Here is a 14972-nt window from a genome sequence, read left to right as displayed (position 1 = left end):
CCGAACGCCGTGCGTTACATCACGTCGAACGAGCCATCCAGGTTGCATTCCCGATGATCTCCACCGCTATCTTCAGGCAGAAACGCGGTCAGGTCATAGGGCAGCAGCACCGTATCCAGCGCAAAGGAGAAGGGCACGTCGATCAGGCCCACCAGGCCACTGGGGCCGTTGCGCGTGGCAAAGTTCCAGCCAAAGCGCGTGCCCGGATAGACACAGCGCTCGCCATCGAGGTGAGTGAGGGTACTCCAGCAGCCACTCAACATCAGCGGCAGCGAGAGCGCCAGGTACTTGGCAATCCTTTTCATAAGTGTGGTCACACCTTCCTGGTCTTTCATCAACGGGGTCCTTCAACCAGCCGTAATTCCCCGTCCCGATACAGCACCTCACGCCCCAGCCATTCGCTGCTCACTTGGGGCAGCACTGCCGAGGGTTTTCGCAGTTCGCGCAGCAAGGTCGAACCATGGGACAACCGCCCACCCATGCGCGCAATCACGGCCCGCGCGGCCTGATAGTGGGCGTGGCGGCCGGGGTCGAGGCTGTCCTCGAGGAGGATGTCCTGGCCCAGGATGCCTTGCACCTGGCCAGGGTAGATCATGAAACCGGTGGCCTGTTCGCTGCCCTGGCTGCCGTCTTGCCAGAAGCTGCCGTCGCGCGTGCGCACGTCAGGATGCGGGCCGAACCAATCGGCACGCTGAGCCTCAGGCATGGCGTGGTGCACGCGGAAGAAGATCCGCATCAGGTTGTCCCGGTACCACTCGCGCACTTGCAGGTAGTAACCCCGCAAGCCGGGCACGCCGAGGCGATGGGCCAAGGTTACGACGGATGGCCAGGCGGGCAGCGGCTGCAGGGGCAGTTCGGTCGGCGCCGGCCGCGGTGTGCCGGGGTCGGTTTCCCACGGCAGACGGTGGGTGCTGTGCTGCAGATCGTTGTAGGCGGTCGCTGGCCGGCCCAGCCAGGCACCGCCACTGCTGGCCAGGGCCGTGGCGATGCACAGGTTGCCCTGCACCACGAAGACATAGAAGCGGCTGAACCAGTCTGCCAGTTGCTGGCCGTCAGCGCCGGCGGCCTGCAGCTGCGCCAGTTCTGCGTCGAAGCGTTGCAGGCCCGGGGCCAAGGCTTGCAGGTGGCTGCGTGCAGCATGCTGCATGCGCCACAGGCGCGGCACAGCGCGCAGCAAGCGCAGTGGGCGCCAGGGCAGGTCGGGGGTGGCGCCGCCGACTTCGCCCGCGTAGCTGGCAGCGGAGATGCCCCAGTCGGCCAGGCGGGCAAGGAACAGGTCGTTGTTGATGTAGGAGGCACCGCCAAACACGGCGGTGAAAGGTTCGTTGTCCTGCAGCACCCGGCTGTCCCAGCGCGCCATGATCGCCGGAATGCTGGCGGCGGCGCGGCGCTGGGCGTATTCGACGAAGCGGCTGGGTTGCGGCGGCAGGATCTCGGCGATGTTGGCCGAGGTCAGGTGGCGGCGCCAGCCGTGCTCGCTGATCGGGCGATACTGCAGCAGCCACAATTGCTGGCCGTCCCACGCCCATTCGACATCGCCTGGCACGTAGTGGAACACTTTCAGCACGCCTTGCAGGAAGTCCCAGATCGCGTTGGCCGTCAGGCCATGCACGTTGGCGAAGTGGCCGCTTTGCCAGGCAGCGCCCAGGCGCGACAGCGTTGCGCGCCGGGGACTGGCCTGGCCGTCGGCCAGCGCTTCCAGATGGCCTTCGATCCACTCCAGCTCCACCGAGAGGTGGCGCACGAAGGCGATGCCGGACACCCTCGGTTCGATGAAGCGCTGCACCACCACTTCCTCGACGCTGGCGTCACGCAGTGCCCTGACACGGTCGGCGACGGCGTGTCCAGGCACACGCAGGTAGGTGGTGCTCAGGCCGGCATTGGCGGCATCGGCCTGGTCCTCGGCATAGCTGGAGGAACGCACGGCCCACAGGGCATCCGGGGCCGAGGCAAGCAGTCTGGCAAGGCGCGGGTCGTTGCCGTCGTCCAGGCTCAGGGCTTCGGGCACAGCCTGGCCGGCCAGTGCTGCCAGTTGCAGGCGGCCGCCTTTGGTGTGGGCGACGAAGCCTTGGCTGCCTGACTCCAGCCAGGCGGCAAATTCGGCCGGCGCATCGATCCAGGGGTAGTGGCCCCAGCCCGGTTGCAGGCTGATGCGCAGGTCGGCGCGGGCGAGGATCGCCGACCAGGCGGCGGCCTGGGCGATCCCCAGCAGGCGGTCGTGGTCGCCCCATACCAGCTCGACAGGGTCGGTGACCCACTCCAGTAGCGGCAGCGCGCTGTCGGCGCGCAGTTGTGCCCAGGAGGGCACGAAGGCGCGGCAGCGGGCATAGCCGGCACCCATGCGCCGGTACTGCGCGGGCGTCCAGCGCCGGCTGGAAAACTTGGCGGCGAACCAGTGCGGCTTGTGGCTGAGCAGCCAGTGGATGGCCTTGCGCAGAGGCAGCGGCGACATCAGCGCGGGCAGGCGGCGTTGCCAGAGGAAGGCGCCGACCGGGGCCAGCAGCACGCTGCGGCTGAAATGGCCGGGGCTGCGCTGCAGCGCATGCAGCACGATCAGCGCGCTGACGCCAACGGCCATGATGGCGTGTCCGCGTTCGCTCAGGCTCAGCAGGGCTTGCGCGTACTCGTCCAGGTCCGCGCAGGGCGGCGCGGGGTTGTCGCCGAAGCCGGGCAGCTCCAGGGCCTGCACCCGGTAGTGCCGGAAGTGCGGCACGGCATCGTCCCACCAGTCGGCGGCGCTGCCGTTGCCGGCCAGCAGGTACAGCAGGGGCTTGCTCATCGCTGCTCCTCAGGCCAGGTCGCGCAAGGCGCTGTCCAGGGTCGGGTACCGGAAGCGGTAGCCGGCCTGCTCCAGGCGGCTCGGCAGCACGCGCTGGCCGTCGAAGAACAGCTCGGCCATTTCCCCGGCAAGCGCCCGAACCGGTGCGGCCGGAACATGCAGCCACACCGGGCGCTTGAGCAGTCGGCCGACAGCCTGGGCGAAGGTGGCCTGGCTGACCGGCTCGGGGGCGACCAGGTTGTAGGTGCCCTGCATCTCGCTGTCGACCATGCTGCGCGCCATCACCGCCAGCACGTCGTCACGGTGTACCCAGCTCATGATTTGCCGGCCATCGCCCATGCGCCCACCCAGGCCCAGGCGGAACGGCATCAGCAGGGGTGTCAGGGCACCGCCAGGGCCGAACACCACGCCCAGGCGCAGCACCACCTGGCGAATGCCGAGGGCGCTGGCCGGGCTGGCGGAAGCCTCCCAGCGGTCGCACAGCTCGGCCATGAAGCCGTCGCCTTTGCTGGCGCTTTCGTCCAGTGGCTGGCTAGCGTCGCGTACACCGTAGTAACCGATGGCCGAGGCCTGGATCCATAGCGCCGGCTTGTGCCGGGCCTGTCGCGTCCAGCGCAGCAAGGCCTCGGTGGTGCCGACCCGGCTGGCCAGCAGCTGCGCCTGGCGGCGCGGTGTCCAGCGTGGCCCGGCGACGGGTGCCCCAGCCAGGTTGATGACCACGTCGAAGCGCTCGTCATGGCCGAATTTGTCGAGGCTGCGCAGGCAGCGGGCGCGACCGTCGAACAGGTAGGCGGCGCGCAGCGGGTCGCGGGCCAGAACGCTGACGCTGTGACCGGCATCGAGCAACTGGTTGACCAAGGTTTCGCCGATGAAGCCGGTGCCGCCAGTGACCAGCACCTGCTTGTAGGCGCTGCCGGCGAACGGGTTGGTTGGCGGCCCCTGCCGGTGCAGGCGCAGCGTCGCCAGCGCATCGCGGATCCCCGACGCAGTCACACCGAGGGCGAACAGGGTCAGCAGCCAGCCGCGCCAGCCGAGGTCTATGGCCACCAAGCCATCGGGCAGGCTCGACCACTGCAGCAGCTGCAGGCCGTACAGCGCGAAGAAGGCGCCAGCGTTGATCGCCAGCACGGTATGCATGATGCGCTCGATGGCCGGCAGTTTGCGGCTGCGGTCCTCGACCACGAAATCCCACAGGGTCAGGCCGATCTCCAGGGTGAAGACCACCGCCACGATAATCGCCCAGACGCCCTGGAACGCTACATGGGCGATACCCAGAAACAGGATGCCGTAGCAGCACGAGCGCACTGCGTGGATCGCCAGCTCCAGCCGCGCACTGTAGCGCTGGGGCAGGGCAACGGTCAGTTCATGGTGGTAGACAGTGTCCAGCGCGCCCAGCAAACCCTGGATCAGCAGCAGGTTGAGGGCCCAGGAGAGGATCGGCAGTTCAGCCACGTTCAAGTCCTTTCAAAGTGGTGGTGGGGCGGTCGCAGCGATACAGCCACAGCAACGGTGGCAGCAGGGCGAGCAGGGCCAGGCCATCGATGACCAGGTGCGACCACATGCCGGCCTGCAACGACACCACTATGTCCTGCGGTGCCCACAGCACGATGCCGCATGCCAGCCAGGCCCAGGCACTGTGGCTGCGCAGGCGGTCGCCCAGCTGGATCAGGCCGAGCATGTACAGCGAGTAGCTTTGCAAGGTGGCGCCGAACAGTGCGAGCCACCACACCTGCTGCTCGCGGGCAGGCGCTGGTGCTGCCTGGCCCCAGAACGCCTGCTCGATGCTCAGTTGGTATGTGCCCAGCAACGCGCTATGGCCGGCCCAGGTAAGGCCCAGGCCAATCAGTAAGTGCATCAGCGCTGCGGCTTGCAGCCAGCGTACCCATGCACGGCGCACATCGCATCGTGCGGTAAAAGAGCGGAGCATTCCTTGTCCTGTCGGCTTCCGTGACGGCGGCCAGTGTACTTGATTTGCGCAAGTGGTCGTAGGCGCTGGCTTTTTGCGCCACTGGTCGAGGCGCTGGCACTCCAGCCCTTCGCATTTCTTCTGAGTTAAAGGTGCAGATCCGCTGCACCGCAGACCGGAGACCCACCATGACGACAGATACCCCGAAAAAGCAGGATGTGGGTGAAGCGTGGTCGCAGAAGCGGCCGGAAGACTGGAACCCGCCGCCAGGCAATCCAGGCTCCGATCAGGACGCACAACAGCAGCGGGAGAACGGCACTGCCCGCACGGACGAGGATGTCGAAGTCCCGCTGCCGGCGGACGACGAGGCCCCGGTCGAGGAAGACATGCAGGATGTGGATGCCAACAACTCAGTGTCCAGCGAACACCCGGAACCTCGTTGAGCGCTTGCGGTGACGGTCGGTACCCTGTGGGAGCGGGCGAGCCCGCGAAAAAGGCGACTCGGTGGATGGCACCGGCTTTGCCGGTGTTCGCGGGCGCGCCCGCTCCCACAGGGATGGCGTCAGATGCTGAAGGGTTGCACGTAGCTCCCTCATCGACCGGGTCTATCAAGCCATCCACCCTATCAATTTGACTGCGACATTCTGCCTCAGTAACGTGCGCGGCTCTTCGTTGTAGCGCATGAGACCACCCGTTTTGCCTTCCCCCTGAAGCACCTCGCGTCACTTCGCCACCCGTAAATTCCTGACTGCCGGCATGCCTCCAGGGTGCCGTCGTCCCTGCGTTCGAGTTTCTGAAATGTCTGTCAATGCCCCTTCCCGGATCACCGAACTCGTCATCGAGGCCGGTACCAAGAAAGCCCATTTGCCTACCCGCGCACTGCTCATTCTCGGGTTTCTTGCCGGTGGCTTCATCTCGATGGGCTTCATCCTGGCTATCCATGTCAGCGCCATGATTCCCGGGCAATGGGCTTCGCTGGGTAACCTGCTGGGTGCTGCGGTGTTCCCGATTGGCCTGATCCTGGTGATCCTGGCGGGCGGCGAGCTGCTCACCGGCAACATGATGAGCCTGCCGCTGGCCATGTTCGCCGGGCGCATTCGCCTGACCGCCGTGGCACGCAACTGGTTGCTGGTGACCCTGGCCAACTTGCTCGGCGCGCTGTTCGTGGCGTACTTCTTCGGCCACCTGCTTGGCCTGACCGAGGGCGCCTACCTGGCCAAGACCGTGGCCGCCGCCACCAGCAAGGCCAGCGCCGACTTCGTTCATGCCTTCGTCTCGGGCATCGGCTGCAACTGGCTGGTGTGCCTGGCGGTGTGGCTGGCTTTTGCCAGCCGTGAAATGAGCGGCAAGATCCTTGGCATCTGGTTCCCGATCATGGCTTTCGTCGCCATCGGCTTCCAGCACGTGGTGGCCAACATGTTCCTGATCCCGGCGGCGATTTTTGCCGGTTACCTGAGCTGGGGCGCGCTGGCCGAGAACCTGATCGCGGTGTTCCTCGGCAATGCGGTGGGCGGGGCGATCTTCGTCGGCCTGGCGTACTACGTGTCGTTTGCGGCGACGGCCCAGGAACAGGCCACGGTGCCTTAAGTGCCTTTACCTCGCCGGCAAGGCTGGGTAGCATGGGCGCCTCCTTCCTTTCCGGCTGTTCTGCCGTGCACCGCCCAGGCGTTGATTCGCGAAGCGGGCATACATGATGCCGACATGAGTACGGTCGCCTGACCACGGCGCACCGATTAATCCGTCATCAGAAAATTCGGGATGATTCCATGATCATTCGCCAAGCTATCGCTGCCGACCACCCTCGGCTGCTCGACATCTGGCTGAGCGCCGTGCGCGCCACGCATCACTTTTTACAAGCGTCCGACATCGACGCGCTGCTGCCGCAGCTGCGCGATGTCTACCTGCATGCCGTCGAGCTGTGGGTGGCCGTCGACACCGAGGACCAGCCGCTGGGCTTTATCGGGCTCAACCAGAACCATGTGGAAATGCTCTTCGTCGACCCTGATCGGCATGGGCAGGGGATTGGCCGGGCATTGCTGGACTTCTGCCGCAAGCCGCGCGGTACCTTGAGTGTCGACGTGAACGAGCAGAATCCGCAGGCGGTGGGGTTCTACCTTCACTACGGCTTCGTGCAGACCGGGCGTTCACCGCTGGACGGCGAAGGCCGGCCGTTCCCGTTGCTGCACATGGCCTTGCCTGACCCGGCGTAAGCCATGACCCTTGAGCCTGCAGATCAGCGCCGCACCGTCAGCGCCTGCGGGTTGGCGACGTTCTTCGCCGCGCCTTGGGCAAACGCCACCACGTTGTCGAAGGCATCGCCGAAATACAGCTCGTAGCCGTTCTTCTCCACATAACCCAGGTGCGGCGTGCTCAGCACCCGCGGATGGGTGAGCAGGGGGTGGTCCGGCTCGAGTATCGGCTCCTGTTCGAACACATCCACCGCAGCGAAGCCCGGTCTGCCAGCGTCGAGCGCCTGCAGCAGGGCCCCGGGTTCGATCAGTTCGGCTCGGCTGACATTCAGCAGCAGGGCATCCGCTTTCATCCGCGACAGGTCGCTCAAGGTCACCCGATGGCGCGTTGTCTCTGACAGCCGCAGGTTCAGGCTGACGATATCGGCCTCGGCAAAAAAGGCCTCGCGAGATGCCGCCGCCCGGTGCCCATCGGCTTCGGCCGCCGCCCGGCTGCTTTCGCTGCCCCACACCAGCACGGGCATGTCGAATGCCTGGGCGTAGCGGGCAAGCCGCTGGCCGATCTTGCCGTAGCCCCAGATGCCCAGCAGCTGGCCGGCCACCGCCTGGCCCAGGTTGACCTGCCAGTGGCCTTGCTTGAACGCTTCGATCGCCGGCACCAGCTGCCGCCGGGCGTTGAGCAGCAGCGCCCAGGCAAGCTCCGCCGGCGCCACCGGCGAGCCGCGGCCTTCGCTGACGACGATGCCGCGGGCGGTGCAGGCGTCCAGGTCCAGATGACCGGCGACCTTGCCGGTCTGGCTGATCAGCTTGAGGTTGGGCAGCCGGTCGAGCAGGGCTGCATCGATGCGCGTGCGTTCGCGGGTGAGGACCAGGGCGTCGGCATCGGCGAAGCGGGCGGCCAGCTCGTCCAGCGAGGCGGGTGGCTTGTCGTGAAACACGCGAACGTCGTGCCCAGCGAGGCGTTTGAAGCATTCGAGCGAGCGAATGACGTCCTGGTAGTCATCGGGAATGGCAATGCGCATGGTGGTCGGCCCTGGCGGTCAGTGTGGGAAGGGGTTGGCCCGGCGTGGCACCCCCCTGGCCATACACTTGAGCACAACGCCCAGCACCACCGCCACCCCGGCACTGACAAAAATCGCCTCATGCCCGGCGCTCTGCTGCTGCAAGGCCACGAACGCCGGGGCCAGTGCCGCCGCCGCAACCTGCAGGATGCTCACCCATGGCGTCAACGTGCCACGCGGATCGTTGGTGGCGATGGCGCCCATGTAGTAGGTCAGCGCCAGCACCCAGCCGAAGTTCATCAGGAACAGCGCCACGCACAGCTGCTCGGCATCTTGTGCCTGGCGTGCCAGCAACACGATCGACAACAGCACCAGCAGCGAGCCGAAGGCGATCATCGGCCCGCGCCTCACCCGAGCGCCCAGCAGACTGGGCAGGGCCCCGCCGGGCAAGCCGCCGAGGATGCCCAGGCCGAACGACCAGCCCACTTCCACCGGGCTGATCCCACGCTCGCGGGCCAGGGGGTCGACAAAGCCCCAGATGCAATAGATCGCCAGCTGCAGGCACAGCATCCCCAGCAGCGCATGGCGCCCGAGCGTGGCACAACCGACACCGCTCTGGGCCACGGGTAACGGCGCCTCGCGGTGCAGGCGCGGCGGAATCGCCAGCGCGACCAGGGCGATCAACACGAACCAGCCGCCGATGCTGGCTACTGCCCCGCGGTTGCCGAGCACCTCGGCGAGCTGGGGCATGCAGGTGGCATACAACGCGAACACGGCGGTCTGGATCAGCAGCGACAAACCATACGAGCGGTCCTGCCCCGGCAAGCGCCCCAGCCCGCTGATGGCGCCGGCATACAGCATCCCGGTAGCCACGCCACAGGCCAGGCGGCACAGCACCAGCGTTGCCAGTGAGTCCAGGGTGGCACTGAGCAGATTGAGCAGCAGGGCCGCGAGCGCGCCTGCCAGATACAGGCCACGGCCACCGAAGCGCCGGCCCAGCATGGGCAACAGCAGGCTGCCCAGCAACGTCCCGGTCATTTCGCTGGACAGGATCCAGCCTTGCTGGCTCAGGTCCAGGTTCAACCGCTCGGCCACCAGGCCGATGAAGATCGGTTGCACGCCGATGATGATCAGCGCCGTGGCGGCGATGTAGATGAGGGCGGCACGCAAAAGCAGGTTGTTCTTGTTGTTTTGCATTTAAGTTTTCCGAAAGGCGCTTCAGGTTCAGGCGTGGCGCAGGGTGCCTGCGTCGTGGGTGATGCGCCCGTTCATCAGGGTCAGTGCCACATCGGTCTTGCCGATCTGGTAGCGATCGAGTTCGAACAGGTCCTGTTCGAGGATGATGATGTCGGCGCGCTTGCCGGCAGTGATCGAGCCGATTTCCTTTTCCAGCCCCAGCTGGTAGGCGCCGTTGAGGGTGTAGGCGGCAATCAGTTGCGGGATGCTCAGGCGTTCGTCGGCATCGGGCATCACTGGCGCATCCGGCTCGCCACTGAGCTGGCGGGTGTGGCCCGACTCGATGTGTTCCACCGGTTTGTGCTGGCAACGGCACTGGCACACCAGGCCGTCCATGCCAATCGACACGGTCACGCCCTGGTCGATGAAGGTGCGGAACTTGTACATCGAAGCCCAGCGCTTGAACCCATACGACTGCTGAATGGCCTCGGCGTAGGCGTCGACCACGCCCCATTGCAGCTGGGTGTTGGCCATGACGCCGATGCGTCGGAAGCGTGGGATGTCGTCGGGGTGGGTGAGGAAGGCATGGGTGATCACATGGCGGCGGTCGCGCGGCGGGTTACTGGCGAAGGTCCGCTCGAACACATCCAGCGCCATGCGCACGGCGGCATCACCCACGGCATGCACCATCACATCGATACCGGCGGCATCGGCCTGGCGCACGTGGTTTTCGAACACCGCTTCGGGCATGGTCGTCGAGCCGCAGTGCGGCTTGTCGCAGTAAGGTTCGAGCAGGAACGCGGTGTGGTTGAGTTCGGTGCCGTCGAGCATCAACTTCAGGGTCTGCGCCTTCACCAGGGGTGAGTCATAGCGGCTGCGCATGCCTTGCAGGATGGTCACCGGGTCATCCTCGGTGCCCATGTTGATATAGCTGCCGATCACGCGCAGTTTCAGGCGGTCTTCGCGTTCCAGTTGCTGCAGGGTTTCGTACAGCAGGGTCTGGTCACCGGCCGGGTCGAGGAAACCGGCGTCGAACACGGTGGTGATGCCGGCGGCGACCAGCTTTTCTTGCCAGAACGGAATCGAGCGCAGGTACAGGTCGATGCCGGTCGGCAGGTAACCGGCTTCGCTCAGGCGTTGCATCAGCAGCGAGTAGGCCGCGCAGTCGATGATCACGCCAGTGGGCTCGCCGCTGAGCGGGTCCTTCTCGAACCAGCTTGCGCCTTCTTCCACGGGCGGTGTGTCGCGGTCGATGCCAGCGGCCTTGAGCGCGTAGGTGTTGACCCACATGGTGTGGTAGTCGGTGGACAGCAGGCACACCGGCTTGTCCGGGCAGATGGCGTCGAGCACTTCACGGCGCAGCAGCTCGGCCGGCATCAGCGGCTGGATCCAGCCCATGCCGGTGATGGCTTTCTCGTCTGGGTTGGCCGCCACGTAGCGCTCGAGCAGGGCCAGCACTTCGTGCGGGTCTTCATGGTTGACCAGTGCCTGGAAGGCGAACGCGGTGCTGGAAAAGTGCCAGTGCGATTCGACGAACCCCGGCAGTACCAGCTTGCCGGTGGCGTCCACCAAGCGCGTGGCAGGGCCGGCATGGGCCATGACGCTGGCGTGGTCGCCAACGCAGAGGATGCGCTCGCCCTGCACGGCCACCGCGCTGGCCCACGGCTGGTGCGGGTCGACGGTGTAGATGCGAGCGTTGTGGATGATGAGATCGGCGGTGCTGGTCATGGCGGCTCCCTGGGGCAAAATGCCGCGCTAGTTTTGTGTCGGTAAAAAGTTTTAGTCAATAAAATATTTTTACGGGTTGGCTTTGCGGTATGCTGGCCGTCGGTTTCGAAGGGGGAGGGGTTAAGTGAGCGGATTACGCGAGCAACAGAAGGCGCTGCGCCGGGAAACGATCAGCCGCACGGCGCTGGGCCTGTTCGAGCGCCAAGGCTTCCAGACCACCACCATGGAACAGATCGCCCGCCTGGCAGCGGTGTCGGTACCGACGGTGTTCGCTTATTTCGGCAGCAAGCAGGAGATCCTGCTGGAGAAACTGCGCGAGGCCGACCACCGCGCAGTGGCGGAGGCACGCAAGCGCCTGGCGGAATTCGACCAGGCGCTGGATGCGCTGTGTTTCTACGAAGCCAACCTGACCGATTACGCCTTCGAGGTGCTGCCGGCACCCTTGTGGCGTGAGATCCTGCCGCCGTTGCTGCCGCTGTTGGGGAGCAAGCAGCGTGATGTGCCCGAGGCCTACAAGCGGGTCAATGACGCGTTGGTCGATGAACTCAGGCACCTGCTTCAGGACCTGTGCGACAGCGGCAAGTTGCGCGCCGACCTTGACGTGGGCTATGCGGCGTTTCTGATCAACGACTACGGGCACCTGCAGCTGCTGCGGTTGTGCAGTGACGAGCCGCTGGACCTGGCGGCGCATCGCGAGGACGTGCGCCGCTTCATGGGCTTTTTGCTGGCCGGGATGCAGGCGGGCCGGCGCTGACCGGTAGCGGCCTCATCCGCCGTCGCTCAGTGCCCCGATCACCTGCTCGACACTGGCCTTGAGCCCGGCCAGCGCGTTTTCGGGGTCACTGTCCACCACCAGCAACCTCGCCCCGGCCGCCTCGATCACCCTGGCCACCGCAGCATCCGGCTGCCGATGGTCCAGCACCAGTGCCACATCCTGCGCCTTGAGGTGCTCGCCCAGCGCTTTCAGCGCTGCCTCATCCCATTTGCCATCCGCTGGCAGCGGCTGTTCCACCACATCCAGGTTCAAGCCGCTGGCCAGATAGCCCAGGCGCTCCGACAGGCTGACCACGCTCAGGTTGTCGACCTTGGCCAACTGCACCTGGCTGTTGGCGGTGAGTTCCAGCAGCTGGCGCTTGAGCTTCGCCAGGTTGCCCTGGATCCTTTCCTTGTCGGCGGGCACCAGGCGCTCGAGGTCGTTGGCCAGCACATCGGCCATGCGCCCCAGGTTGGTCGTGTTCAGCCAGGGGTAGGCCGCATAGGCGTCATCGCCGCTCACGGCGATGCCCGGCAGCGCACCGTCGAGCGGCCGCGCCGCATCGATCTCGACGATACGGATGTTGCTGCGTCGCGCCAGCGGGTAGAGCGGGTCGTCACGCCAGATCGAGCGCACACCGATCACTGCGTCGGCCTGCTGGGCGGCCTTGGCCAGGCTGGCAGCACCACGGCTGCTGAAGTACGACGGCTGGCGGCTGGCCGGCAGGTTGGCGGGTGCGGCGCGCGTGAGCTGCACGCTGGTGCCGTCGAGCAGGGCGCTGGCCAGGCTGTGGGTCACGGGCAGGGAGGTCAGCACTTGGCTGGCCGAGGCGAGTGCGGGCAGGCTGGTGAGCGCGATGGCCAGGGCCAGGTGTTTGAGCTTCATGCGGGGTTTCCTTGCAGGCGTGGGACGAGGGCGCGGGCCAGCGCGGCGAGGGCGAAGCAGATGCCGGCCACCAGAATGATCGCGGCGCCAGAAGGCACCGGCAGGTCAAGCATGATGGGCAGCAGGATGCCGAGCAGCGTGCTCAGGCTGGCAATCAGCACCGACACGAAGAAAAACCCCTTCAGCGACTGGCTGACCAGGCGCGCCGCCGCTGCCGGGATCACCAGCAGGGCGCCGACCAGAATCGCCCCGATCACCTTCACCGAAGCCACGGTGACCAAGGTCACCAGCACCACGAACAGGTAGTCCAGGGTCTTCACCGCCACCCCGCGCACCGCCGCCAGTTGCGGGTTGAAGCTGGCCAGCATGATGCGGTTGTACAGCGGCAGGGCCAGTGCCAGCACCAGCATCGCGACGATGCCCAGCACCACCAGGTCCTGGCTGCTGACGGTCAGTACCGAGCCGAACAGCACATTCTCGAGGATATGCACGTTGATCTTGCCCGCGAGCATCAGCAGCAGGCTGGCGCCGAGGGCCAGCGACACGGACAGGAACACGCCGATCAGCGTGTCCGGTGCCAGCCCGGTGCGGTTGCGCAGGAAGTTGAGCAGGATGCCGAACAGCAGGCAGTAGCCGAACAGGCTGCCATAGGGGCCGGTATAGGGCTCGCCGAGCAGGATGCCGATGGCGACCCCGGTCAGCGCGGCATGGCCGACCGCTTCCGAGAAGAAGGCAAAGCGCTTGACCACCACCAGGGTGCCGAGGCCGCCCAGTACCGGGCCGATCATCAGGCCGGCCAGCAAGGCGTTGATCACGAACCCGTAGGCCAGCGCCTGCGGCAGGTAGCCAGCCTCGGCCCAAGCCTGGACCAGCTGGCGGAATGCTTCGAAGCTCATCAGGCAAGGCTCTCGCTGCGAGGGTGGACAGAGAACAGGCCAAGCAGGCGCTCCGGCGTCAGCGCCTGGGCCGGCGGGGCGTCGAACAGCACCTGGCGGTTCAGGCCGGTGACCCGGTCGGCCAGGCGCAGCACGGCCTCCAGGTCATGCTCGATCCACAACACGGTGGTGCCGGCCTGGCGCCAGCCTTGCAGCAGCTGTTCGAACACCTGGATGCCGGCTTCGTCGAGTGCCGACATCGGCTCGTCGAGCACCAGCAATTGCGGTTCCGGTATCAAGCCCTGGGCGAGCAGCACGCGCTGGCGCTCGCCACCGGACAACGCGCCCATGCGCCGCTTGCGCTTGGCGAGCATGCCGACCCGCGCCAGCGCCGCATCGATCGCCGGCTGCACGCGCCGCGACAAGCCGAGGAACGCCGGGCGCCGCTGGCACATGGCAGCCATGAAGTCGTCCACGGTCATTGGCAGCCCGCGGTCGAATTCCAGCGCCTGTGGCACATAGCCGATCACCTGCTGCGCGCCTGGCCAGTGCAGGGTCAGCTGGCCCTGGTGCGGCATCTGCCCAAGCAAGGTCTTGATCAGCGAACTCTTGCCGCCGCCATTGGGCCCGACGATGGCGTGCACGTTGCCTGCGGCCACGCTGAACCGCACCTGGTCGAGAATGCGCGTGCGGCCCAGGGCCAGGTCGATGCCGGCAAACTCAATGCGCGGCCCAGCGGGGGCGGTGAGGTTCGCGGCAGCGGTCATGCGCGGTTCTCCTGGATGGCGCGGACCACGGTGTCGAGGTTGCGCTTCATTTCCACTTCGTACTTGTCCTGGGTGTATTCACCGTAGGAAATGTGCGTCAGCGGGTACAGGCGCACGCCGGCTTCACGCTGGATGGTCTCGACATAGGCCGAAGGGAAGTCCATCTCCGAGAAAATCACCTTCACATCCAGCGCCTTGAGCTGGTCGATGGTCTTTTTCAGCTGTGCCGGGCTGGGTTCGATGCCGTGGGCGGGCTCGACCACGGCGGTCACTTCCAGGCCGAAGTCACGCACCAGGTAGTCGTAGGCGGCATGGATGGTGGCCACACGGAAGGTGGCGCTGGGAGCTTCGGTGACCTTGGCGAGGGCTTCGGCACGCAGGGCACGCAGGCGCTTTGCGTAGGCACGGGCGTTCTGCGTGTAGAACCTGGCGTTGTCGGGGTCGAGCTTGCCGAGCTCCCGGGCGATGTTGTTGACCTGGGCGATGGTGGTGCTGATCGACAGGAAGGTATGCGGGTTGACCACCTTGCCGGCGCCACGCGCGGCGATCCCGGTGGCGGCCAGCAGCGGCACGTTCTGGTTGGCTTCGATGGTCTGGATGCCGGGCTTTTCGCTGGCGGCGATCATGCGGTCGGCGAAATCGTCATGGCCCACGCCATTGAGCACCACTACGTCCAGGGTGCCGATGCGCTTGATGTCTTCAGCGCGGGGTTCATAGGCATGCGGGTTGAAACCCGCCGGAATCAGCGGCACCACTTCGGCCTTGTCGCCGACGATGTTGCTGACGTAGCTGTAGTAGGGGTGCAGGGTGATGCCGATGCGCAGGGGCTTGCCGGTATCGGCCAGAGCCAGCGCGGGCAGGGTGCAGGCCAGGAGCAGGGCGAGGGCTTTGCGGAACATGGGGAATCCTTGG

15 protein-coding genes are annotated in these 14972 nt (G+C 66.2%); 4 read left to right on the top strand and 11 right to left on the bottom strand.

Annotated elements, in window-relative coordinates; translation table 11 throughout:
- Positions 1 to 14: 14 nt before the first annotated feature.
- From ACQKPS_RS20860 to ACQKPS_RS20845, 4 genes are read right to left on the bottom strand one after another with little or no spacing between them, the layout of a single operon-like run.
- Entirely contained in the window at positions 15 to 335 is a 321-nt protein-coding gene (locus tag ACQKPS_RS20860) for a YceK/YidQ family lipoprotein (RefSeq protein ID WP_254484998.1), read from the bottom strand.
- Positions 335 to 2779, bottom strand: coding sequence for an alpha/beta fold hydrolase (locus ACQKPS_RS20855; protein ID WP_254484999.1), 2445 nt, complete (start codon positions 2777 to 2779; stop codon positions 335 to 337). Before ACQKPS_RS20855 ends, ACQKPS_RS20860 begins: the two co-directional genes overlap by 1 nt.
- Positions 2780 to 2788: 9 nt before the next feature.
- Complete coding sequence (locus ACQKPS_RS20850; RefSeq protein ID WP_254485000.1) at positions 2789 to 4231, bottom strand: TIGR01777 family oxidoreductase; 1443 nt, start codon at positions 4229 to 4231, stop codon at positions 2789 to 2791.
- Positions 4224 to 4706 carry a cell division protein gene (locus ACQKPS_RS20845; RefSeq protein ID WP_186603820.1) on the bottom strand — a complete coding sequence of 161 codons (483 nt, stop codon included), beginning with the start codon at positions 4704 to 4706 and terminating at the stop codon, positions 4224 to 4226. Before ACQKPS_RS20845 ends, ACQKPS_RS20850 begins: the two co-directional genes overlap by 8 nt.
- A gap of 167 nt (positions 4707 to 4873) precedes the next feature.
- Here ACQKPS_RS20845 and ACQKPS_RS20840 point away from each other — a divergent pair, with 167 nt between their 5' ends.
- The 3 genes from ACQKPS_RS20840 (at position 4874) to ACQKPS_RS20830 (ending at position 6895) form a co-directional block, all read left to right on the top strand.
- Positions 4874 to 5128 (top strand): hypothetical protein, encoded by a 255-nt coding sequence (locus ACQKPS_RS20840; protein ID WP_254485001.1) that lies wholly within the window; start codon positions 4874 to 4876, stop codon positions 5126 to 5128.
- 355 nt (positions 5129 to 5483) lie between these two features.
- Positions 5484 to 6272 carry a formate/nitrite transporter family protein gene (locus ACQKPS_RS20835; RefSeq protein ID WP_283723285.1) on the top strand — a complete coding sequence of 263 codons (789 nt, stop codon included), beginning with the start codon at positions 5484 to 5486 and terminating at the stop codon, positions 6270 to 6272.
- A gap of 179 nt (positions 6273 to 6451) precedes the next feature.
- Positions 6452 to 6895: an acetyltransferase gene (locus tag ACQKPS_RS20830; protein ID WP_427605531.1), complete on the top strand. Its 444-nt coding sequence runs from the start codon at positions 6452 to 6454 to the stop codon at positions 6893 to 6895.
- Positions 6896 to 6918: 23 nt separating this feature from the next.
- On the opposite strand, the gene ACQKPS_RS20825 is transcribed toward ACQKPS_RS20830, so the two are convergent.
- From ACQKPS_RS20825 to ACQKPS_RS20815, 3 genes are read right to left on the bottom strand one after another with little or no spacing between them, the layout of a single operon-like run.
- Positions 6919 to 7896, bottom strand: coding sequence for a D-2-hydroxyacid dehydrogenase family protein (locus ACQKPS_RS20825; protein WP_254485004.1), 978 nt, complete (start codon positions 7894 to 7896; stop codon positions 6919 to 6921).
- Positions 7897 to 7914: 18 nt separating this feature from the next.
- Entirely contained in the window at positions 7915 to 9072 is a 1158-nt protein-coding gene (locus ACQKPS_RS20820; RefSeq protein WP_427605530.1) for an MFS transporter, read from the bottom strand.
- Between the two features lie 27 nt (positions 9073 to 9099).
- Complete coding sequence (locus ACQKPS_RS20815; RefSeq protein WP_427605529.1) at positions 9100 to 10779, bottom strand: amidohydrolase; 1680 nt, start codon at positions 10777 to 10779, stop codon at positions 9100 to 9102.
- A 124-nt stretch (positions 10780 to 10903) separates the two neighbouring features.
- Here ACQKPS_RS20815 and ACQKPS_RS20810 point away from each other — a divergent pair, with 124 nt between their 5' ends.
- Positions 10904 to 11533 (top strand): TetR/AcrR family transcriptional regulator, encoded by a 630-nt coding sequence (locus tag ACQKPS_RS20810; RefSeq protein ID WP_427605528.1) that lies wholly within the window; start codon positions 10904 to 10906, stop codon positions 11531 to 11533.
- 12 nt (positions 11534 to 11545) lie between these two features.
- Here the strand turns inward: ACQKPS_RS20810 and ACQKPS_RS20805 are convergent, their stop codons facing one another.
- From ACQKPS_RS20805 to ACQKPS_RS20790, 4 genes are read right to left on the bottom strand one after another with little or no spacing between them, the layout of a single operon-like run.
- Positions 11546 to 12418: a metal ABC transporter substrate-binding protein gene (locus ACQKPS_RS20805; RefSeq protein WP_254485008.1), complete on the bottom strand. Its 873-nt coding sequence runs from the start codon at positions 12416 to 12418 to the stop codon at positions 11546 to 11548.
- Entirely contained in the window at positions 12415 to 13314 is a 900-nt protein-coding gene (locus tag ACQKPS_RS20800) for a metal ABC transporter permease (RefSeq protein ID WP_254485009.1), read from the bottom strand. The genes ACQKPS_RS20805 and ACQKPS_RS20800 overlap by 4 nt, the downstream gene beginning before the upstream one ends.
- Positions 13314 to 14060, bottom strand: a complete 747-nt coding sequence (locus ACQKPS_RS20795; protein WP_254485010.1) for a metal ABC transporter ATP-binding protein — start codon at positions 14058 to 14060, stop codon at positions 13314 to 13316. The genes ACQKPS_RS20800 and ACQKPS_RS20795 overlap by 1 nt, the downstream gene beginning before the upstream one ends.
- Entirely contained in the window at positions 14057 to 14959 is a 903-nt protein-coding gene (locus ACQKPS_RS20790) for a metal ABC transporter substrate-binding protein (RefSeq protein ID WP_254485011.1), read from the bottom strand. The genes ACQKPS_RS20795 and ACQKPS_RS20790 overlap by 4 nt, the downstream gene beginning before the upstream one ends.
- Positions 14960 to 14972: the final 13 nt, after the last annotated feature.

The organism is Pseudomonas sp. NPDC086566 (assembly GCF_050280885.1).
In the GTDB taxonomy this organism is placed as follows: domain Bacteria; phylum Pseudomonadota; class Gammaproteobacteria; order Pseudomonadales; family Pseudomonadaceae; genus Aquipseudomonas; species Aquipseudomonas vlassakiae.
Note: the sequence above shows the minus strand (reverse complement) of the source record. Positions and strands in the feature narration are given on the sequence as shown.

Bases quoted from the DNA above. Each gene is read 5' to 3' on its own strand.
- ACQKPS_RS20815 (WP_427605529.1), bottom strand. From the start codon at position 10,779: ATGACCAGCACCGCCGATCTCATCATCCACAACGCTCGCATCTACACC.
- ACQKPS_RS20860 (WP_254484998.1), bottom strand. From the start codon at position 335: ATGAAAGACCAGGAAGGTGTGACCACACTTATGAAAAGGATTGCCAAG.
- ACQKPS_RS20825 (WP_254485004.1), bottom strand. From the start codon at position 7,896: ATGCGCATTGCCATTCCCGATGACTACCAGGACGTCATTCGCTCGCTC.
- ACQKPS_RS20835 (WP_283723285.1), top strand. From the start codon at position 5,484: ATGTCTGTCAATGCCCCTTCCCGGATCACCGAACTCGTCATCGAGGCC.
- ACQKPS_RS20795 (WP_254485010.1), bottom strand. From the start codon at position 14,060: ATGACCGCTGCCGCGAACCTCACCGCCCCCGCTGGGCCGCGCATTGAG.
- ACQKPS_RS20855 (WP_254484999.1), bottom strand. From the start codon at position 2,779: ATGAGCAAGCCCCTGCTGTACCTGCTGGCCGGCAACGGCAGCGCCGCC.
- ACQKPS_RS20845 (WP_186603820.1), bottom strand. From the start codon at position 4,706: ATGCTCCGCTCTTTTACCGCACGATGCGATGTGCGCCGTGCATGGGTA.
- ACQKPS_RS20820 (WP_427605530.1), bottom strand. From the start codon at position 9,072: ATGCAAAACAACAAGAACAACCTGCTTTTGCGTGCCGCCCTCATCTAC.
- ACQKPS_RS20805 (WP_254485008.1), bottom strand. From the start codon at position 12,418: ATGAAGCTCAAACACCTGGCCCTGGCCATCGCGCTCACCAGCCTGCCC.
- ACQKPS_RS20840 (WP_254485001.1), top strand. From the start codon at position 4,874: ATGACGACAGATACCCCGAAAAAGCAGGATGTGGGTGAAGCGTGGTCG.
- ACQKPS_RS20800 (WP_254485009.1), bottom strand. From the start codon at position 13,314: ATGAGCTTCGAAGCATTCCGCCAGCTGGTCCAGGCTTGGGCCGAGGCT.
- ACQKPS_RS20790 (WP_254485011.1), bottom strand. From the start codon at position 14,959: ATGTTCCGCAAAGCCCTCGCCCTGCTCCTGGCCTGCACCCTGCCCGCG.
- ACQKPS_RS20830 (WP_427605531.1), top strand. From the start codon at position 6,452: ATGATCATTCGCCAAGCTATCGCTGCCGACCACCCTCGGCTGCTCGAC.